The 17,930-nt window shown below is 70.3% G+C and carries 17 protein-coding genes; 9 read left to right on the top strand and 8 right to left on the bottom strand.

What is annotated here, in order from left to right; all coding sequences use genetic code 11:
* Nucleotides 1–7: 7 nt before the first annotated feature.
* From B072_RS0120815 to B072_RS0120795, 5 genes are all read left to right on the top strand, one after another.
* On the top strand, nucleotides 8–604 hold the full coding sequence (locus B072_RS0120815) for a hypothetical protein (RefSeq protein WP_078506506.1): 597 nt from the start codon (nucleotides 8–10) through the stop codon (nucleotides 602–604).
* A 14-nt stretch (nucleotides 605–618) separates the two neighbouring features.
* Entirely contained in the window at nucleotides 619–789 is a 171-nt protein-coding gene (locus B072_RS48725; RefSeq protein ID WP_018531907.1) for a hypothetical protein, read from the top strand.
* Between the two features lie 140 nt (nucleotides 790–929).
* On the top strand, nucleotides 930–1,355 hold the full coding sequence (locus B072_RS0120805; protein ID WP_078506515.1) for a BlaI/MecI/CopY family transcriptional regulator: 426 nt from the start codon (nucleotides 930–932) through the stop codon (nucleotides 1,353–1,355).
* Nucleotides 1,356–1,364: 9 nt separating this feature from the next.
* A complete protein-coding gene (locus B072_RS0120800; protein ID WP_026246090.1) occupies nucleotides 1,365–1,925 on the top strand; it encodes an amino-acid N-acetyltransferase in 561 nt (186 codons plus the stop codon).
* A gap of 264 nt (nucleotides 1,926–2,189) precedes the next feature.
* Nucleotides 2,190–2,525: a histone-like nucleoid-structuring protein Lsr2 gene (locus B072_RS0120795; RefSeq protein ID WP_018531904.1), complete on the top strand. Its 336-nt coding sequence runs from the start codon at nucleotides 2,190–2,192 to the stop codon at nucleotides 2,523–2,525.
* On the opposite strand, the gene B072_RS0120790 is transcribed toward B072_RS0120795, so the two are convergent.
* Entirely contained in the window at nucleotides 2,504–3,106 is a 603-nt protein-coding gene (locus B072_RS0120790) for an SCO3374 family protein (protein WP_018531903.1), read from the bottom strand. The genes B072_RS0120795 and B072_RS0120790 overlap by 22 nt on opposite strands.
* Before the next feature lie 441 nt (nucleotides 3,107–3,547).
* Between B072_RS0120790 and B072_RS0120785 the strand changes: the two genes are divergently transcribed.
* The gene (locus B072_RS0120785; protein ID WP_018531902.1) at nucleotides 3,548–6,076 is read left to right on the top strand and encodes an ATP-dependent Clp protease ATP-binding subunit; all 2,529 of its coding nucleotides are present in this window, start codon (nucleotides 3,548–3,550) and stop codon (nucleotides 6,074–6,076) included.
* Between the two features lie 72 nt (nucleotides 6,077–6,148).
* Here B072_RS0120785 and B072_RS0120780 read toward each other — a convergent pair whose 3' ends face one another.
* Complete coding sequence (locus B072_RS0120780; protein ID WP_026246089.1) at nucleotides 6,149–9,199, bottom strand: NACHT domain-containing protein; 3,051 nt, start codon at nucleotides 9,197–9,199, stop codon at nucleotides 6,149–6,151.
* 479 nt (nucleotides 9,200–9,678) lie between these two features.
* Between B072_RS0120780 and B072_RS0120775 the strand changes: the two genes are divergently transcribed.
* A complete protein-coding gene (locus tag B072_RS0120775) occupies nucleotides 9,679–10,332 on the top strand; it encodes a M23 family metallopeptidase (protein WP_018531900.1) in 654 nt (217 codons plus the stop codon).
* A 10-nt stretch (nucleotides 10,333–10,342) separates the two neighbouring features.
* On the opposite strand, the gene B072_RS0120770 is transcribed toward B072_RS0120775, so the two are convergent.
* A complete protein-coding gene (locus B072_RS0120770; RefSeq protein WP_018531899.1) occupies nucleotides 10,343–10,930 on the bottom strand; it encodes a TetR/AcrR family transcriptional regulator in 588 nt (195 codons plus the stop codon).
* 132 nt (nucleotides 10,931–11,062) lie between these two features.
* Here B072_RS0120770 and B072_RS0120765 point away from each other — a divergent pair, with 132 nt between their 5' ends.
* Entirely contained in the window at nucleotides 11,063–12,649 is a 1,587-nt protein-coding gene (locus B072_RS0120765) for an MDR family MFS transporter (RefSeq protein ID WP_018531898.1), read from the top strand.
* A gap of 129 nt (nucleotides 12,650–12,778) precedes the next feature.
* On the opposite strand, the gene B072_RS0120760 is transcribed toward B072_RS0120765, so the two are convergent.
* Nucleotides 12,779–13,537 (bottom strand): SDR family oxidoreductase, encoded by a 759-nt coding sequence (locus B072_RS0120760; protein WP_018531897.1) that lies wholly within the window; start codon nucleotides 13,535–13,537, stop codon nucleotides 12,779–12,781.
* A gap of 194 nt (nucleotides 13,538–13,731) precedes the next feature.
* Between B072_RS0120760 and B072_RS0120755 the strand changes: the two genes are divergently transcribed.
* Entirely contained in the window at nucleotides 13,732–14,313 is a 582-nt protein-coding gene (locus B072_RS0120755) for a TetR/AcrR family transcriptional regulator (protein WP_018531896.1), read from the top strand.
* A 9-nt stretch (nucleotides 14,314–14,322) separates the two neighbouring features.
* Here the strand turns inward: B072_RS0120755 and cseC are convergent, their stop codons facing one another.
* From cseC to B072_RS0120735, 4 genes are all read right to left on the bottom strand, one after another.
* The gene (gene cseC, locus B072_RS43615; RefSeq protein ID WP_018531895.1) at nucleotides 14,323–15,708 is read right to left on the bottom strand and encodes a two-component system sensor histidine kinase CseC; all 1,386 of its coding nucleotides are present in this window, start codon (nucleotides 15,706–15,708) and stop codon (nucleotides 14,323–14,325) included.
* A 55-nt stretch (nucleotides 15,709–15,763) separates the two neighbouring features.
* Nucleotides 15,764–16,492, bottom strand: coding sequence for a two-component system response regulator CseB (cseB, locus tag B072_RS0120745; RefSeq protein ID WP_018531894.1), 729 nt, complete (start codon nucleotides 16,490–16,492; stop codon nucleotides 15,764–15,766).
* A 39-nt stretch (nucleotides 16,493–16,531) separates the two neighbouring features.
* Complete coding sequence (locus B072_RS0120740) at nucleotides 16,532–17,197, bottom strand: hypothetical protein (protein ID WP_018531893.1); 666 nt, start codon at nucleotides 17,195–17,197, stop codon at nucleotides 16,532–16,534.
* A gap of 77 nt (nucleotides 17,198–17,274) precedes the next feature.
* Complete coding sequence (locus tag B072_RS0120735) at nucleotides 17,275–17,829, bottom strand: SigE family RNA polymerase sigma factor (protein ID WP_018531892.1); 555 nt, start codon at nucleotides 17,827–17,829, stop codon at nucleotides 17,275–17,277.
* Nucleotides 17,830–17,930: the final 101 nt, after the last annotated feature.

Here is a 17,930-nt window from a genome sequence, read left to right as displayed (position 1 = left end):
TCGGCCCATGCCCACGCCCTACGGAAACCGCGGCGGCATGGCGTTCGGCGCAGAAGAGCTGCGTGTGCTCCGACGCGCCCTCGCCCTCGCCCTCCACCCCAGCCCCGCCTCGGACAAGGACGTCCGGGACTGTCTCCGGCTCGCGGAGTCGGTCGACGAGGTCACACAGGAAGCCGTCCGCCTGCGGGCCTTCCTGTTCGCCGACCTCGACCGCTACCGGGCCGCCTTGCCCGGCTCCGTCACCGGCTATCTGAGCCTCCTCGAGGACGCCCTGGCGGCGGGCCACCAGCCCGGCGTCGACGACCTCTCGGCCCTGCGGGCCCTGCGCGGCAATGACGCCGCCGCGGCGCTGCTGGAACGCTGCTACGCCCTGGCCGAACAGGGCGTACGGGACAGACTGGAAGCCCGGCACCGGCCGCGCGTCCCGTCCTCCCGGACGCACCTGCTGGCCCTGCCCGGCGGCCGCGCCGGCACGGACCCCCGGCCGGTGAGGCCCCGGCCCGCGACGCCGCAGCGCCCGGCGCCCAAGCCGTCGGAGGTCTTCCCGCCCAAGCGCCGCCCGGCGCAGCCCCCGGCCCCGCCGCAGCAGTTGGCCGCGGGCTAGCTACTCTGGGGGGCATGGACTACGTCTCCGCGCTCGTGCCCCCGGTAGTGATGGCCGCGTTCTTCATCGGCCTGATCGTGACGATCGTGAAGTCGCAGGGCGGCGACAAGAAGGCCAAGGAAGACGCGGCCGTCGACGCCGCCCTCGCGCGCGCCGAGGCCGCCCGGCAGGCCCAGAGCGGCTGACCCGCCGCACCGCACCACACCGCCGCGACCACGGTCAGGGGCGCCCACGGGGCGCCCCTTTTGTCATTGTTTGAGGCTGTCCGCGATCTCTCGCCACGTCCGCCGCTGAATTGCCGACTTCTCCCACTATTGTGCTGCTCGTGCCGCGCCCCTTGGGAGAACTAGAAGACGCAGTCATGACGCGGGTGTGGAAGTGGAACCGCCCGGTGACGGTGAGAGAAGTCCTGGAGGACCTGCAGCAGGAACGGTCCATCGCCTACACGACGGTCATGACCGTTTTGGACAATCTCCATCAGAAGGGCTGGGTCCGCCGTGAAGCGGAGGGCCGGGCTTATCGATATGAGGCCGTCTCCACCCGGGCCGCCTACTCGGCCGCGCTGATGAACGACGCGTGGGCGCAGAGCGACAACCCCGCCGCCGCGCTCGTGGCCTTCTTCGGCATGATGTCGCAGCAGCAGCGCGAAGCCCTCAGGGACGCGATGCGCATCGTGCAGCCGGAAGCCGCGCCGGAACCCGCGCCCGAAGTCCCGCCACCCGGAGAAGCGGCACAGGAGCCCGGGCGATAGCGTCCGGACATGCCAGCAGAGCTCCCCGAAGTCGCCCCAGGACCCGATTCCACCGTTAAAGCCGTCACCGTCCGCCGGGCGCGGACCGTCGATGTGCCGTCGGTGCGCCGACTGCTCGACGCGTACAGCCGACACGGGATCCTGCTCGACAAAGCCACGGTGACGCTTTACGAGGACATCCAGGAGTTCTGGGTCGCCGAACGCGACGACAACGCCGAGGTGGTCGGCTGCGGAGCGCTCCACATCATGTGGGAAGACCTGGCGGAAGTCCGCACTCTCGCGGTGAATCCACAGGTCAAGGGTGCGGGAGTAGGGCATCTGGTCCTGGAGAAGCTGCTGCAGACCGCCCGCTGGATCGGTGTTCGCCGGGTTTTCTGTCTCACCTTCGAAGTCGAGTTCTTCGCGAAGCACGGCTTCGTGGAGATCGGTGAGACGCCCGTCGATACGGTCGACACCGATGTCTACAGCGAGCTGCTGCGTTCCTATGACGAGGGCGTCGCGGAGTTCCTCGGTCTCGAACGAGTGAAACCGAACACCTTGGGCAACAGCCGGATGCTTCTGCATCTGTGATCGTCGCCGTCCGATATTCCGGCAACGTTCCCGCAAGCACACAGGGTGCGGGCCCCTATGTCCGAAACGCGCATGTTTTCGGCCCGGCTGGGCAGCGTACAACTCCGAGATCTCTCCTGGATCTCAGCCAGGGGTTTGTGTTTTCCCCGCAAAAGCGGTTTGCTTTCCGACGTACTGCAGTACTGCATATAACAAGGGGACGGCGAAACAGCGGCCGCGGTCGCAGGGGGGCCGGCCCTTCAGATTTCGATGAAAGGAAATCCGGTGGCACAGAAGGTTCAGGTCCTTCTTGTCGATGACCTCGACGGCGGCGAGGCGGACGAGACCGTGACGTTCGCGCTCGACGGCAAGTCGTACGAGATCGACCTCACCACCGCCAACGCGGACAAGCTCCGTAGCGCCCTCGAGTCGTTCGTCAAGGCGGGCCGGCGCACCGGTGGCCGTGCCGCGAGCGGCCGGGGCAAGGCGCGCGCCGCGTCGGGTGGCAACCAGGACACGGCGCAGATCCGCGCGTGGGCGAAGGACAACGGCTACGAGGTCAATGACCGCGGCCGCGTCCCCGCCTCCATCCGTGAGGCCTACGAGAAGGCCAACGGCTGACGATCCGCCTCCGTGGATGCACGGAGCAGTCGGGCCCGGTGGCAGTGGGTCGCCGCCGTGTCCACGAGTCGTACGAGATCGGGGGCGCCCCCACCGCCCCCCACGACCGACCAGGTCGAGACGGCCGACAGGCTCGTCAGGGCCGGCAGCACCGGCTCCACCTCGCGTCCGGGCTCCGGGGGCCGCACCCACACGGCGGCCTCCTGCGAGCCGGTCCTGCCCGGCGGCGTCGGCGCGTCGATGAATCCGCCCGCCCCGACCGCGACGAGGTCCAGGGGCAGTGAGCCCCACTCCAGCCAGTCGAGCAGCCCCGGAAGTTCGTCCGCGCTGCCCGCGGCCACCAGGAGCTGCATCGTTTCCCCGCACAACGCCACCGGTGAGCGGGGATCCAGCCTGCGCAGCATCCGGAAGCCGGCGTCGGCCGGGACCTCCAGGACGTCGAAACGCAGCCCCGTGCGCAGCCGCAGCCCCTCGGGGCCTGCCGCCGTGGCCCAGCCCAGCTCGTCCTCGTACCACTGCTGGACCGACGGGACCGGGGGGACGGCCTCGAGCGGCCGGCGCGGGGCGGGGAAGGCGACCATGCCAGGAGCAACCTCCAGAAGCACCCCGGAGTTACGCGCAGTCGCCACTTGAATGCGGAACGTGTCCGGAATGGGGGCGTACGGGGGTGTTCTGTCGCGCAAGGATGTTCGCCCGTAGCGGAGGGAACCGGCGCGCGCCGCATGGAGTGTCAGTCCGTGCGGGTAAGACATCCCTAGTGGGAGGGGCGACACGCTCGGCTCGGGCATCTCGCGTTCGCCATCGGCGTAGTGGCGAGGTGGGTATCTGCCTGGCCTGCGGGAACATCGTCTCGCACCATCGGGTTGGAGCAGATGTCGGCGTTCGGGGACAGGAGGCACCTCTAGTTCTCGGCCGGGTGTCGGCAGTTGGAATGAGCGGTCCCCGCTTGCGGGACTAAGCTGCGGAAGGACAGGGAGGGGACAGCCCCCTTACTGCCTGACCGCTCTGAGGAGCGATTAACGATGTTCGAGAGGTTCACCGACCGCGCGCGGCGGGTTGTCGTCCTGGCTCAGGAAGAAGCCCGGATGCTCAACCACAACTACATCGGCACCGAGCACATCCTCCTGGGCTTGATCCACGAGGGCGAGGGTGTCGCCGCTAAGGCCCTGGAGAGCCTCGGGATTTCGCTCGAGGCGGTCCGCCAGCAGGTGGAGGAGATCATCGGTCAGGGCCAGCAGGCCCCGTCCGGCCACATCCCCTTCACCCCCCGTGCCAAGAAGGTCCTGGAGCTGTCGCTCCGCGAGGCCCTTCAGCTGGGCCACAACTACATCGGCACGGAGCACATCCTGCTCGGCCTGATCCGTGAGGGCGAGGGCGTCGCCGCCCAGGTCCTGGTCAAGCTGGGCGCAGATCTCAACCGGGTGCGGCAGCAGGTCATCCAGCTGCTCTCCGGTTACCAGGGCAAGGAGACCGCCACCGCCGGCGGTCCTGCCGAGGGCACGCCCTCCACGTCCCTGGTCCTCGACCAGTTCGGCCGCAACCTGACGCAGGCCGCTCGTGAGTCCAAGCTCGACCCGGTCATCGGGCGCGAGAAGGAGATCGAGCGCGTCATGCAGGTCCTGTCGCGCCGTACCAAGAACAACCCGGTCCTGATCGGTGAGCCCGGCGTCGGCAAGACCGCCGTCGTCGAGGGTCTCGCCCAGGCCATCGTCAAGGGCGAGGTGCCCGAGACGCTCAAGGACAAGCACCTGTACACGCTTGACCTGGGCGCGCTGGTCGCCGGCTCCCGCTACCGCGGTGACTTCGAGGAGCGCCTCAAGAAGGTGCTCAAGGAGATCCGCACCCGCGGCGACATCATCCTGTTCATCGACGAGCTGCACACGCTCGTGGGTGCGGGTGCCGCCGAGGGCGCCATCGACGCGGCTTCGATCCTGAAGCCGATGCTGGCGCGCGGTGAGCTCCAGACCATCGGTGCCACCACGCTCGACGAGTACCGCAAGCACCTGGAGAAGGACGCGGCCCTCGAGCGCCGCTTCCAGCCGATCCAGGTCGCGGAGCCGTCGCTGCCGCACACCATCGAGATCCTCAAGGGTCTGCGTGACCGGTACGAGGCCCACCACCGCGTCTCGATCACGGACGAGGCCCTCGTCCAGGCCGCGACGCTGGCCGACCGGTACATCTCGGACCGCTTCCTGCCGGACAAGGCGATCGACCTGATCGACGAGGCCGGTTCCCGGATGCGCATCCGCCGGATGACCGCGCCGCCGGACCTCCGCGAGTTCGACGAGAAGATCGCGGGCGTGCGTCGTGACAAGGAGTCGGCCATCGACTCCCAGGACTTCGAGAAGGCGGCCTCGCTGCGCGACAAGGAGAAGCAGCTCCTTGCGGCGAAGGCCAAGCGCGAGAAGGAATGGAAGGCCGGCGACATGGACGTCGTCGCCGAGGTCGACGGCGAGCTGATCGCCGAGGTCCTGGCCACGGCGACCGGTATCCCGGTCTTCAAGCTGACCGAGGAGGAGTCCTCGCGCCTGCTGCGCATGGAGGACGAGCTCCACAAGCGCGTCATCGGCCAGAAGGACGCCGTCAAGGCGCTCTCGAAGGCGATCCGTCGTACGCGCGCCGGTCTGAAGGACCCGAAGCGTCCCGGTGGCTCGTTCATCTTCGCCGGCCCGTCCGGTGTCGGTAAGACGGAGCTGTCCAAGGCGCTCGCCGAGTTCCTCTTCGGTGACGAGGACGCGCTGATCTCCCTCGACATGTCGGAGTTCAGCGAGAAGCACACGGTGTCGCGTCTCTTCGGTTCGCCCCCCGGTTACGTGGGCTACGAAGAGGGCGGTCAGCTGACCGAGAAGGTGCGGCGCAAGCCGTTCTCCGTGGTTCTTTTCGACGAGGTCGAGAAGGCGCACCCGGACATCTTCAACTCGCTGCTGCAGATTCTGGAGGACGGTCGTCTGACCGACTCCCAGGGTCGTGTCGTGGACTTCAAGAACACGGTCATCATCATGACGACCAACCTTGGAACCCGTGACATCTCGAAGGGCTTCAACCTGGGCTTCGCGGCCACGGGTGACACGAAGACCAACTACGAGCGCATGAAGAACAAGGTCTCGGACGAGCTCAAGCAGCACTTCCGTCCCGAGTTCCTCAACCGTGTCGACGACGTCGTCGTCTTCCCGCAGCTCACGCAGGACGACATCCTCCAGATCGTCGACCTGATGGTCGGCAAGGTGGACGAGCGCCTCAAGGACCGGGACATGGGCATCGAGCTCTCCCAGTCCGCGAAGGAGCTCCTCTCCAAGAAGGGTTACGACCCGGTGCTGGGCGCGCGGCCGCTGCGTCGCACGATCCAGCGCGAGGTCGAGGACACCCTCTCGGAGAAGATCCTCTTCGGCGAGCTGCGTCCGGGTCACATCGTGGTCGTGGACACGGAGGGCGAGGGCGAGAACAAGACCTTCACCTTCCGCGGCGAGGAGAAGTCGGCGCTGCCGGACGTTCCTCCGATCGAGCAGGCCGCCGGTGGCGGCGCGGGCCCGAACCTGAGCAAGGAGGCGTAGCCCTTCCGGGGTGAGCCTGTGAAAAGGGGGCCGGTGCTTTTGGGCACCGGCCCCCTTTTCGTATGCCCGCATTCAGCGCGGGAACAGCAACACCTCGGCGTCGGGGAACAGCGGGGCATAGCGGTCCAGGGGGACGTCGGCGCCAGGGGCGGTCTGCAGGCTCACGTGGCGCAGGTTGGGCAGACGCGGCGCCAACGCGCGGACGTCCTCGTCGCCGATCATGCTGCTCAGGACGAGCGTCGTGATGCCGGGCAGTTCGGGCAGCATCCGCAAGGACTCCCCGTGGTCGCGGAAGAAGACGGCGTCCAGATAGAGAGTCGACAGGGCCGGAAGCGCGGCGACGTACTCCCAGTCGCGTGCTGTCGGTGCCGTCACGACCGGCCCCAGACTGAGTCGGGTGAGCGTGGGCCAGTGGTGCAGGCCCCGCAGCCCGGTCATGTCGGTGGTGTGCCGACCCAGGAACAGAAACTCCAGGGGAGCAGTCACCGGCAGGCTGTCGGCCAGAGAGCCGCCCGGGAGTTCGAGATCGAATATGGACAACCTCTCGAGGGAATCGAGTTGTTCCAGCCCGTCGAGGCTGGAGCAGCGTGAAAATCCGAGCCGGGTCAACGGTAGGGCGGCCAGCCGGCCGAAGCCCGTCGCTGCCGAACACCCCTCGATCCAGATGCTTGTCAGCGCGGGAAACGCGGTGAACACGCCCAGGTCGTCCAGGCATGGGTTGTACCGGGCGCTGAGATACGTCACCGCCGCGGGGTCCGGGAGCGTGGCGGCCAGGGTGTCCAGCCGATGCGGGCCCTTCACTGTCAGCTCGGGCCAAGGCCTCATCGTGCGCAGCGCGGCTACCTGCTCGGGCGAATCGGCCCAGAGGAACAGGCCGGCAGGGTCCACGTGGGTCAGCACCTCGTCGGCGAACTCCTGGGCGCCGAACCGATGCCAGGTACCGACCAGTTGACGCCGCACGTCCAGCGCCGGGTGTTCCCGGAACCGCCGTAGTACTCCCAGAGCCCCCGTCGGGTCCATCGCGCCCAGGATCGACGCCGTGACCGTCACCCCGTGCGCCTCCTCGTCGCTCAGCCCCGCCGGGCCCGGCAGCAGTTCCAGGACCAGCGGGCCCGCCTCCGCCAGGGCCCGCGCGTCCTCGACCGTGCGCGGTGGGATCAGCGTGCTCGCCGCCCGCTCCACCTCGGCCCGCACCACCGGGTCCAGTGTCGTCGCGTGTTCCAGGCAGGCCAGGGCCAGCAGGGTCAGGCGCGGGGTGCCGGAGGAGAGCAACTCGCGCAGCAGCGGCGGGCGTTCGCCGGGGCGGGCGTGGGCCACGGCCATGCGGATCGCGTCCTCGCCCTGCGGGTCGTCGGCGAGGCGCTGGACGAAGGGCAGGGCGTGGCCGTCCTCGACGGCGTACCGGGCGCCCAGGTAGTCCTGGAACGTGCGGTGCACGAAGCTGACGACGCCCTCGGCGGGCTGGTGCAGCAGGCCGCTGCGCAGGAGCAGGGCGGACAGGACGGCCGGTGCGTCGCCCAGGGCCGCCGCCGAGGTGACGGAGGGGAGGCGGCGGTCCAGGGCCGCCTCGGCCGCGGCGCGGCTCATCTCCGTGCGCCCGCTCAGGGTCAGCGCGTACGCGAGGTGCTGCAGGAGGTCGAGCCGGGCCTCCTCGCCGAGGTCGACGCCGGTCATGCCGCGTTCGCGGTCGCGGCGGGTCAGCAGCAGGGAGAGGGCGGCGTCGTACAGCTCCTTGCGGCCGGTGGGGAGGTAGCCGCGCCGTTCCCGGTGCAGGGCGCAGATCAGGCCGCACATCAGGGGGTTGGTGGCGAGCCGGGCCAGGTCGCGCTTGGTGCGCAGGGAGTCCATGAGCGCGGGCTCGTACGAGCCCGCGTCCGCGGCCGTGTGCCAGCGGTGGACGAACGTGGCGACGTCGGCCGGCCGCATCGGCGACAGGAGCACCTCGCGGAAGCCGGCGTCGGCGAGCCAGTCGGGGCGCACGGCGGTGGGGCGGGAGGTGAGCAGCCAGCGGTTGCCCGCGTACGCGCCGATCAGGGCGGTCAGCCAGTCGCGGACGCGGTGCCGGTCGGCGGCCGGGATCTCGTCGAGCCCGTCGACGAGGACCAGGGCGCGCCCGGCGGTGAGGACCCGCTCGGCCCAGCCGTCGGGGGCGGTCAGCGGGCAGCCGACCGCGGAGAGGAAGGCGGCCGGGGCGGGCAGCGCGTCGGCGCGGACGAGGGTGCGCAGGGGGAGCACGAAGGGGATCCGGTCCCCCGAGGCCGCCGCGGTGACCGCCAGCCACTGGATCAGCGTCGTCTTGCCCGAGCCCGCCTCGCCGCGCAGCAGCACCCGCTCGTGACCGTCGGCGAACGCGTCCTCGGCGCGGATCCGGGCCGGTGCGGCGGCCGCTTCGGGAAGGGCGTCGAAGGAGTCGCGGGGCGCGGCCGTCGCCTCCAGGCTCAGGTACGCCACTTCCAGCGGCCACCGCTCGGGGGCGTCGCGCAGGTCGATGCCGTAGATGGTCAGGTGCCGGTGGCGTTCGGCGACGTAGGAGAGACAGCGCTGCTCGAAGGAGGTGTCCGTGGCGTCGGCGGGGGGTGTGCGGCGGATCAGCTCGTCCGTCTTCGCGAGGAGTTCCTGTTGTCCGCGGCTCTGCTCGACCAGCGTGCGGGCCACGAAGGTCGAGCGTTGCGTGAAGAACTGCACCAGGTGTTCGCACGCCCAGCCGGTGACCGTGCCGAGGAAGTGGTCCGCGTCGGCGGACAGGCCGGGGTCGGGGGCCGCGCGGCGCAGGGCGCGGGCCAGTTCGGCCGGGCCGAGGCGGACCGCCTGTACGTCGTCCATGGCCAGGTCGCCGAGTGCGTGCAGGGTGTCGGCCAGCGCGTGCACGACGGCCTCGGTCTCGGCGGGCGGGAACGGTGGCTCGCCCGGTCCGTCGAGCGCGGCGGTGACCAGACGGCGGGCGAGGCGCTCGATGTCCCGGCCGGTGACGGTGCGCTGCTCGCCGCGGAAGGAGACCAGTCCGGAGATGCGTACGGGCCGGTCGGTGAGGCCGGCGCCCGGGCCCTCCCGGACGATCAGTTTCCGGAGTGCGGGGACGAGCACGCTCGAGGCCAGCCGGGTGCCGAGCACAGCGGGATCCATGGGCCAGGAGCGTAGTGCCGGTCACATTCGCGCGGGGTTGGATCTTGGCCTCCGGTGACATGCCGCACAGCCGTTTTGTCCGGTACTAGGCGAAATAGTGGAGCAGGCTGCTCGTGGGCCGACTGTTACGCAGTCGATGGGTTTAGTCGATATGTCCGTTTCTTGGGTCGGGTGAGGTGTCGACCCCTGAGTGGCTTCGGCAGGCGCGCTCGAGGTGCGGCTAAACCATGAATCGGTGGATAAATCCGTCAAACCGGGAGGGGTGCGACGGAGGTGTCAAGGGGACCTCCGGCCCGGGCTGACGTACGAGGCCGGGTAGTAGATCGGGCTTTTGGGCGGGGCCGGGGGTGGGGGTTACCAAGGGATGGCCGACCCGGCAGCACGAGGACGTGTGCCGGGTCCCTTTCTCGCCCTCCGGTCCGCTCATCCGTCGGAGGGCGGCAGGACCCGAATGTCCCCGAAGCTCGAAGAGGTCTCCCATGTCGAAGCGCACCCAGTCCCACCGTCCCGGTACGTCGATGCTCCGCAAGCGTGCCGCCGTCGTGGCCGCCGGTTTCGGAGTCTCCGCCGTTCTGGGCACCGGGGCCGCGTTCGCCGCCGACACCCAGGCCGCCGCGCTGCCGAGCGGTGCCGCCGCCTCCGTCAAGGCGCAGGCCGCCGCCCAGGCCAAGGCCGCCTCCTCCACCGAGCAGGCCGCCACCAAGAAGGCCGCCTCCTGGGTCGACCCGGTCGCGCACTACACCCTCTCCGCGGGCTACGCGCAGGGCGGCAGCATGTGGGCCACCGGTCACCACTCCGGCCAGGACTTCGCCGTGCCGACCGGCACCGGCGTCATGTCCGTGCACGGCGGCACCGTCGTCAAGGCCGGCCCCAACGGCGCCGGTGACGGCCCCGCGTACGGCAACGCCATCGTGATCAAGCACGCCGACGGCACGTACTCCCAGTACGCGCACCTGTCGCGGATCGACGTCCACGTCGGCCAGACCGTCTCGACGGGCCAGCACATCGCGCTGTCCGGCAGCACCGGCAACTCCAGCGGACCGCACCTGCACTTCGAGATCCGTACGACGCCGAACTACGGCTCCGCCGTGAACCCCGTCGCCTTCATGAACGCGAAGGGCGTGAAGGTGTGACGCGCTGACGTCAGCTCTTGTGGGCCTGGGTGACCAGGTCCGTGGCGACCTCGAGGATGGACAGACGCTTGTCCTCGGGGTCGCCTTCGACGTCCCTGAGGACGAACATCCCGGCGTGCATGGAGAACAGCGCGCTGAAGCAGCGCACGCGGTCGGTGAGCGAGGCGTCCTCGGGCAGCAGCCGGTCGAGCAGGTCGTGCATCCGGTCCTTGAAGTTCTCGCCGATGCTCAGCTCGCGCAGCTGCGCCTGGTTCTCCTGCATGAAGCGGAAGAGCGGGGCGGCGCCGGACAGCGCCTTGCTGTAGCGGGTGAGGATCTCCCGCTTGGTCTCCAGAGGGACGGGGCGCGGCTGCTCCTTGGCCCAGCCGATCAGGTCGTCGATCGGCGTCATCAGGTCCGTGAAGAGGCTGACCAGGATGTCTTCCTTGGTCTTGAAGTGGTAGTAGAGCGCCGCCTTCGTGACGCCGAGACGCTCGGAGATCTCCCGCAGGGACGTCTTCTCGTAGCCCTGCTCGGCGATGAGTTCGAGGGCCACGTCCTGGATCCGCTGGCGGGTGTCCCCGCGACGCTGCTGCGGCTTGCTGCTGCCCGTGACCATCTGTGCCCCTTGCTCGCCGTTCCCTCGGGATCCCTTGGGAAAAAACTTACTTGACGACCGGCTAGTTGTCGCCCTACCTTCCTCATTGTAGGGAACTAGCCGGGCGGCAAGTAAGTGGGAGTGGTGGGGGTCATGGCGCAGGCCGATTACGCAGTGGACCGCGGGGAGCAGGTGGCACCGCCGGATCAGGGCAAACAGCCGCGCAGTGTGCGCGTCGTGCTGATGGCGCTGATGATGGCCATGCTGCTCGCCATGCTCGACAACATGATCGTGGGCACCGCGATGCCGACGATCGTCGGTGAACTGGGCGGGCTCAAGTACCTGTCGTGGGTCGTCACCGCGTACACGCTCGCCACCGCCGCCTCCACGCCGATCTGGGGCAAGGTCGGCGACATGTACGGGCGGAAGGGTTCCTTCCTCACCTCCATCGTCATCTTCCTGATCGGCTCCGTGCTCAGCGGCATGGCCCAGAACATGGGCGAGCTGATCGCGTTCCGGGCCGTCCAGGGCCTCGGCGCCGGCGGTCTGATGGTCGGTGTCATGGCGATCATCGGCGACCTGATCCCGCCCCGGGAACGCGGTAAGTACCAGGGCATGATGGCCGGCGTCATGGCGCTCGCGATGATCGGCGGGCCGCTCGTCGGCGGCACCATCACCGACCACCTCGGCTGGCGCTGGGCCTTCTACATCAACCTGCCGATCGGCGCCGTCGCGCTGGTCATGATCACCGCCGTGCTGCATCTGCCGAAGAAGCGGGCGAGCGGGTCCATCGACTACCTCGGCGCCGCGCTGCTGACGGTCGGCATCACCTCGATCGTGCTGGTGACCACCTGGGGCGGGACCGAGTACGCCTGGGGCTCCGCCGTGATCATGGAGCTGATCGGGCTCGGCGTCGCCGCGCTCGTCGGGTTCGTGTTCTCGCAGACCAGGGCCGCCGAGCCGATCCTGCCGCTGCACATCTTCCGCAGCCGCAACTTCACGCTGATGTCCCTGATCGGCTTCGTCACCGGCTTCGTGATGTTCGGCGCGGTGCTCTTCCTGCCGCTGTACCAGCAGTCCGTGCAGGGCGCGTCGGCGACCAACTCCGGTCTGCTGCTGCTCCCGATGCTGCTGTCGATGATGATCGTCTCGCTGGTCGCGGGCCGGATCACCACCAGCACCGGCAAGTACAAGGTGTTCCCGATCGTCGGCGGCGTGCTGATGGTCGCCGGGCTGTTCCTGCTCGCGCAGCTGGACACGGAGACCTCGCGGTTCACGGCCGGCGTCTACATGGCCGTGCTCGGCGCCGGTATGGGCTGCCTGATGCAGATCACCATGCTGGTCGCGCAGAACAGCGTGGAGATGAAGGACATGGGCGTCGCGTCGTCGTCCACGACCCTGTTCCGCACGCTCGGCTCGTCGTTCGGTGTCGCCATCATGGGCGCGCTGTTCAACAACAGGGTGAACGACGTCATGGCCGAGCGGGCGGGTGCGCTCGGCGGCAAGGCCATCGGGGAGTCGGCGCAGCTGGACGCGGCGCACCTCGATCTGCTGCCCGCGCCGGTGCAGGAGGCGTACAAGTACGCGGTCTCCTCCGGGATGCACTCGGCGTTCCTGCTCGGGGCCGTGGTGGCGATCGTCGCGCTCGTCACCGCCCTGTTCGTGAAGGAGGTCGCGCTGCGCGGGGCCGGGCCCGCGCCCGCGCCGGCCGCGGCTCCGGCTCCGGCTCCGGCCGAGTAGGTTCCCCTTTTCGAGCGGCCCCCGGCGCCTTGGCGCCGGGGGCCGTTTCGCGTTCTCGTCCGCCGGGTGGCCGTTGTCGTGCGACCGCGGGCCGGTGGGGCTTCTCGCGCCCGCGGCGGACAGCCGGGCTCAGCGCCCCGTCGCCAGGTTCGCCCCGCCGGTGCAGTCCAGGACCACGCCCGTGATGAAGCCGTTCGTGGCAAGGGAGTTGATGGCCCGCGCCACCTCCTCGGGGCGGCCGACGCGGCCCGCCGGGGTCGTCGCCGCGAGCCCCGCGAACAGCTCCCTGCGCTGCTCCTCCGGGACCCGGCCCCACCAGGGGGTGTCGATGACGCCGGGGGAGACGGCGTTGATGCGGCGCGGGGCGAGTTCGACGGCGAGCGGCGGGATCATCGCCTCCAGCGCGCCGTTGATCGCGGCCAGGCCCGCGGTGCCGGGGAAGGCGGCGCGGGCGGAGGCGGCCGTGATGAGGGTGACCGACGCGTACTCGGTCAGGTGCGCCAACGCCGCTTGAAGGATGCGGAGCTGGGGCCAGAACTTGGCGTCGAAGCCGTGTGCCAGGTCGTCGAGGTCGAGCTCGGCGAAGGCGCCGCTGCCCGCCGCGCCGCTGACCGCGACGACCAGGTGGTCGACGGGCGCGACGGTGGCGAAGAACGCGTCGATGTCGGCCTGGTCGGTGGCGTCCATGCGGTACGTGGTGGTCTTGCCGCCGATCCGGGCGGCCGCCTCGTCGAGCTTGGCCCGGTCGCGGCCGGTGATGGTGACTTCGGCGCCGCTCGCCGCGAACAGGGCGGCGGTGGCCTCGCCGATGCCGGAGCTGCCGCCCATGACCACGACGTGGGCGGTGGAGGTGTCGGTGCGGGTGGTGGAGGGTGTTGCAGAAGTCATGGTGACCCTGTCCTCGTAGTTCCCCTGGTCCCCGTGGTTCCCGGTGCCCTGGCGGAGGCCCGGTGCGGCGGGGATATTGACGAGACTGACGGTCTCGGTAAAGTAAGTGTTGTCGAGACCGATGGTCTCGTCAAGTGGTTCTCCGGAAGAGGGCCGCGGCGACCGGCGTACGGAAACGGAAAAGGTGAGTCGATGTGAGTGCTGAGCGAGCCCACACCGGGCGTCGGCGCAACGAGGAGGCGCGCCGGGACGTCCTCGACGCCGCGCTGCGGCTGCTCGCGGAAGCGGACGGCGCGGCGGTGAGCGTGGACGCCATCGCGAAGGAGGCCGGCGTCGGCAAGCAGACGCTGTACCGGTGGTGGCCCTCGAAGGGAGCGGTGCTGCTCGACGCGCTCACCGAACGGGCCGAGACGGCCGCGCCCGTGCCGGACTCGGGCGCGCTCGGCGACGACCTGCGGGCGGTGGTCGCCGCCACGTTCGCGGGAGCGCAGCGCCCGCCGGTCGCCCCGGCCCTGCGCACCCTCGTACGGGAGGCGGCGCACGACCCCCATCTCGCCGAGCTGATGCGGGAGTTCACCGGTGCGCGGCGGGCCGCGCTGCGCACCGTGCTCGAACGGGGCCGGGAGCGCGGCGAGCTGACGGCCGACTGCGACCTCGACCTGATGGTGGATCAGGTGTACGGGGTCTTCTGGTACCGGTTCCTGCTCGGACACGCCCCGCTGGGCGAGGCGGAGGCGGCGCGGCTCGCCGACTCGCTCATGGCCCAGGGGCGTTGAGGCGCCGGCTCATGTGGTGCCGGGCAGCCGCACCATCGGGAAGCTGCCGGTGTTCGTCGGCGCGTGCTCGGGCAGCCACAGCACCGCCACCGCCCCCTCCGCCGGGGTGCCGGGGTCCGCGCCCGGCGGTCGTACGTTGCGGAACGTGAGCCGGGCGCCGAGCACCTGGGCCTGGCCCGCCGCGATCGTCAGGCCCAGACCGTGGCCGTGGCCCGCGCGGTCGGCGGCGCCGGTGCGGAAGCGGCTGGGGCCCTCCTCCAGGAGGTCCTCGGGGAAGCCGGGGCCGTGGTCGCGGACCCGGACGACCCGGCCCTCCACGCTGACCTCGATCGGCGGGCGGGCGTGCTTGGCCGCGTTGGCCAGCAGGTTGAACAGGATGCGCTCCAGGCGGCGCGGGTCGGTGGTCACCTCGGACTCGTGGATCACGCTGACCGTGATGCCGTCGAAGGTACGGGCCGCGATCCGGCGGCTCACGAACTCGCCCAGCATGATGTCCTGCAGCTCGGCCCGCTCGGCCGAACTGTCCAGACGGGCCACTTCGAGGACGTCCTCGACGAGGGTGCGCATCGCCTGCGCCCGGTCCTTGACCAGCTCGCTCGGCCGGCCCGGCGGCAGCAGCTCGGCGGCGGTGAGCAGCCCGGTGACCGGGGTGCGCAGCTCGTGCGCGATGTCGGCGGTGACCCGCCGCTCGGCCTCCAGGCGCTGCTTGAGGGCGTCGGCCATCGCGTCCACGGCCCGCGCGAGATCGTCGGTCTCGTCGCGCACGACCCCGCCGATGGCCTCCCGCACCCGGACGTCCGTACGCCCCTGGGCGACCTCCCGGGCCGCGCTCGCCGCCTTGCGCAGGCGGCGCGAGAGCTGGCCGCCGATGAGCACGCCGAGCGCGCTGCCGCCGAAGACGACCGCGATGGAGCCGATGATCAGGGCCTGGTCGAGGTCCTTCATCACGGTGGCGCTGCGGTCGGTGAACCGGGTGTGCACCGAGAGGATGTCGCCGTCCGCGAGCGGGACCGCGGCCCAGATGTCGGGCACGCCGTCGGACGGCTCCGACACATAGGTGGCGCGGCGGCCGCTGAGCACCTTGGCGCGCAGTTCGGTGGGCAGGAGCGGGTCGTTCACCGCGAAGCCGACCGGCAGATTGCCGCCCGGCCGCGCCTCGTACTGGCGCTGCACGAACTGGATCCGCTCGTCCTGTACGTCCCGTGCGTTGTCCAGCATCGAGACCCGCGCGGCGTTGTGCACGACCAGGCTGAGCGCGAGGGCGACGAGCGCGCCGACCAGGGCGATGGCCACGCTGATCTTCCAGCGCACACCGCTGCGCAGACTGTGCCGCACCCGCCGCGGCAGCAGGCCGGAGAGCCGCTCCGCCCCGGAAGCCGGGCCGGTCCCTCTCATATCTCCCGTCCCATCAGCCTGTTCGGCTGTCCCATCGGCTGTCCCATCGACCCGCTCAGGCCTTCAGTTTGTAGCCGAACCCGCGGACCGTCTCGATCCGGTCCTGGCCGATCTTGGTGCGCAGCCGCTGGACGTGGACGTCGACGACGCGGGTGTCACCGCCCCAGCCGTAGTCCCACACGCGCTCCAGGAGCTTGTCGCGGGAGAGGACCGTGCCGGGCGCCGAGGAGAACTCCAGGAGCAGCCGCATCTCGGTGGGGGTCAGTGCCACCGGCTCCCCGCCCCGGCGCACCTCCATGCCCTCCGTGTCGATCTCCAGGTCGCCGAAGTGCAGGGCGCCACCGGCGGCGTCGGCCGGTTCCCGCGTGCCGCCGCTGCCTCCGGCCGACGCGCCGCCCGCGTGCCCGAAGCGGCGCAGCACGGCGCGGATCCGGGCCACGAGCACGGCCCCGTCGAACGGCTTGGTCACGTAGTCGTCGGCCCCGGCCTCCAGGCCGAGCACGACGTCGATGGAGTCCGCGCGCGCGGAGAGCATGATCACGGGGACGGTCGACTCGTCACGGATGCGGCGGCACAGCGAGACACCGTCGAGCCCGGGAACCATCACGTCGAGCAGGGCGATGTCCGGCTGGTCGGCCCGGAACGCCTCCAGGCCCGCGAGCCCGTCCGGCATGGCGGTGACCACGAAGCCGTCGCGCTCCAGGGCGAGCTGGGTGGCCTCGCGGATGACGTCGTCGTCCTCGACGAACAGGACGTGGGTCTGCTCGCCCTTGCGCTCAGCCATGTGGTGCTCTCCCATTTCCGTTCTCGGCCCTCAGCCGGCTCAGCCGTCCTCGGCGGGGGAGGGCGACTCCCCGTCCACCGTGTGGCTGTAGTCGTTGTGCGTGCGGTCCACCTCGGTGAAGCGGCCTCCGGTCCAGTGGTACGTGAGGACCTCCTCGCCCGACGGTGAGGAGACGGAGTCCCCCTTCTCGTACACCTGCTTGGTGACTACGAGATCACCTCGGTCGATCTCCGCGTACACCGGGGGTTCCTCGGTCTGGAAGACATTCTTGTACGTACCGTCCACATCGCGGTACACATACGTGCCGATGCCCACCGCGTCGCCGCAGGTCATCACGTTGACCACGATGTCGTTCGAGGATCCGCCGGTCAGGTTCCCGTAGCTCACGTCGACCGGGTACTCCTTGGCCACGCACGGCTTGAGGTCGCGCTTGATGTCGGCGCTGACCCTGGGGTCGGCCTTCACCAGACGCACCGCGTTCACCGCGGCCGGGGTCGCGGAGGGCGACGGGGCCGCCGACGCCGACGGCGAGTCGGCCGGTGCGGGGCTCACGGTGGCGGCCGGCGCGGTCGAGCCGACCGGGTCGGTGCGGGCCGGGCCCTCGTCACGCGCGCCGGTGCCGCCCGCCGAACAGGCCGCGAGGGCTCCGACGAAGAGCCCGAGGGCGGCGAGCCCGGCGATCACCGAACTTCCCGCCTTCGCCACCCGCAGAGCCCTTCGCAGAGTCCTCCGCAGGGTTCTTCTCAAGGCTCCACGGAACCCGATCCCAGAGGCACGTAGGCCTAGGCCGCGCAACGCTCCCGCTCCTCACGACGGTCGAGCGCGCCCGCCACCGGCTCCTCACGGTCCCGGTTCTCCAGCTCTTCGCGGAGCCGGGCCAGGGCCCGGTGCAGCGTGCTCTTCACGGTTCCGGCCGACATGCCGAGGGCGGCGGCCGTCTCCTCTGTGGACATCTGCTCCCAGTGTCGCAGCACCACGACACTGCGCTGCTTCGGAGCCAGCACCTTCATGATGTCCATCAACAGGGCGCGGTCCGCGTGCTGTTCGGTGGAGTCGTCGATCGTCGACTCCGGAAGCTGCTCGGTCGGGACCTCCTCCAGCTTCCGGGCCCGCCACCACTCGGTCCGCGTGTTGATCATGACGCGTCGCAGATAGGCGTCCGCGAGGCGCTTGTCGGCTATGCCGTCCCAGCGGCCGTACGTCCGCACGAGCGCCGTCTGCAGCAGGTCCTGGGCGTCGACGGGGTCCGGCACCAGGCGCCGGGCGCTGCGCAGCAGAGCGTCCTGCCGCGTCCTGACGTACTCCTCGAACTCGAGCACCTCACCGCCGTGCGCCATGATGATCCGCCTCCCGTTTCCACTTGCTCCCCGTGTGCCGCACTGGTCGTGTGCGGCGCTGAGGAAAAAGCTACGGAGGGCTTGTCACGGCGTTGTCCGTT

The organism is Streptomyces sp. HmicA12, from assembly GCF_000373565.1.
In the GTDB taxonomy this organism is placed as follows: domain Bacteria; phylum Actinomycetota; class Actinomycetes; order Streptomycetales; family Streptomycetaceae; genus Streptomyces.
Note: the sequence above shows the minus strand (reverse complement) of the source record. Positions and strands in the feature narration are given on the sequence as shown.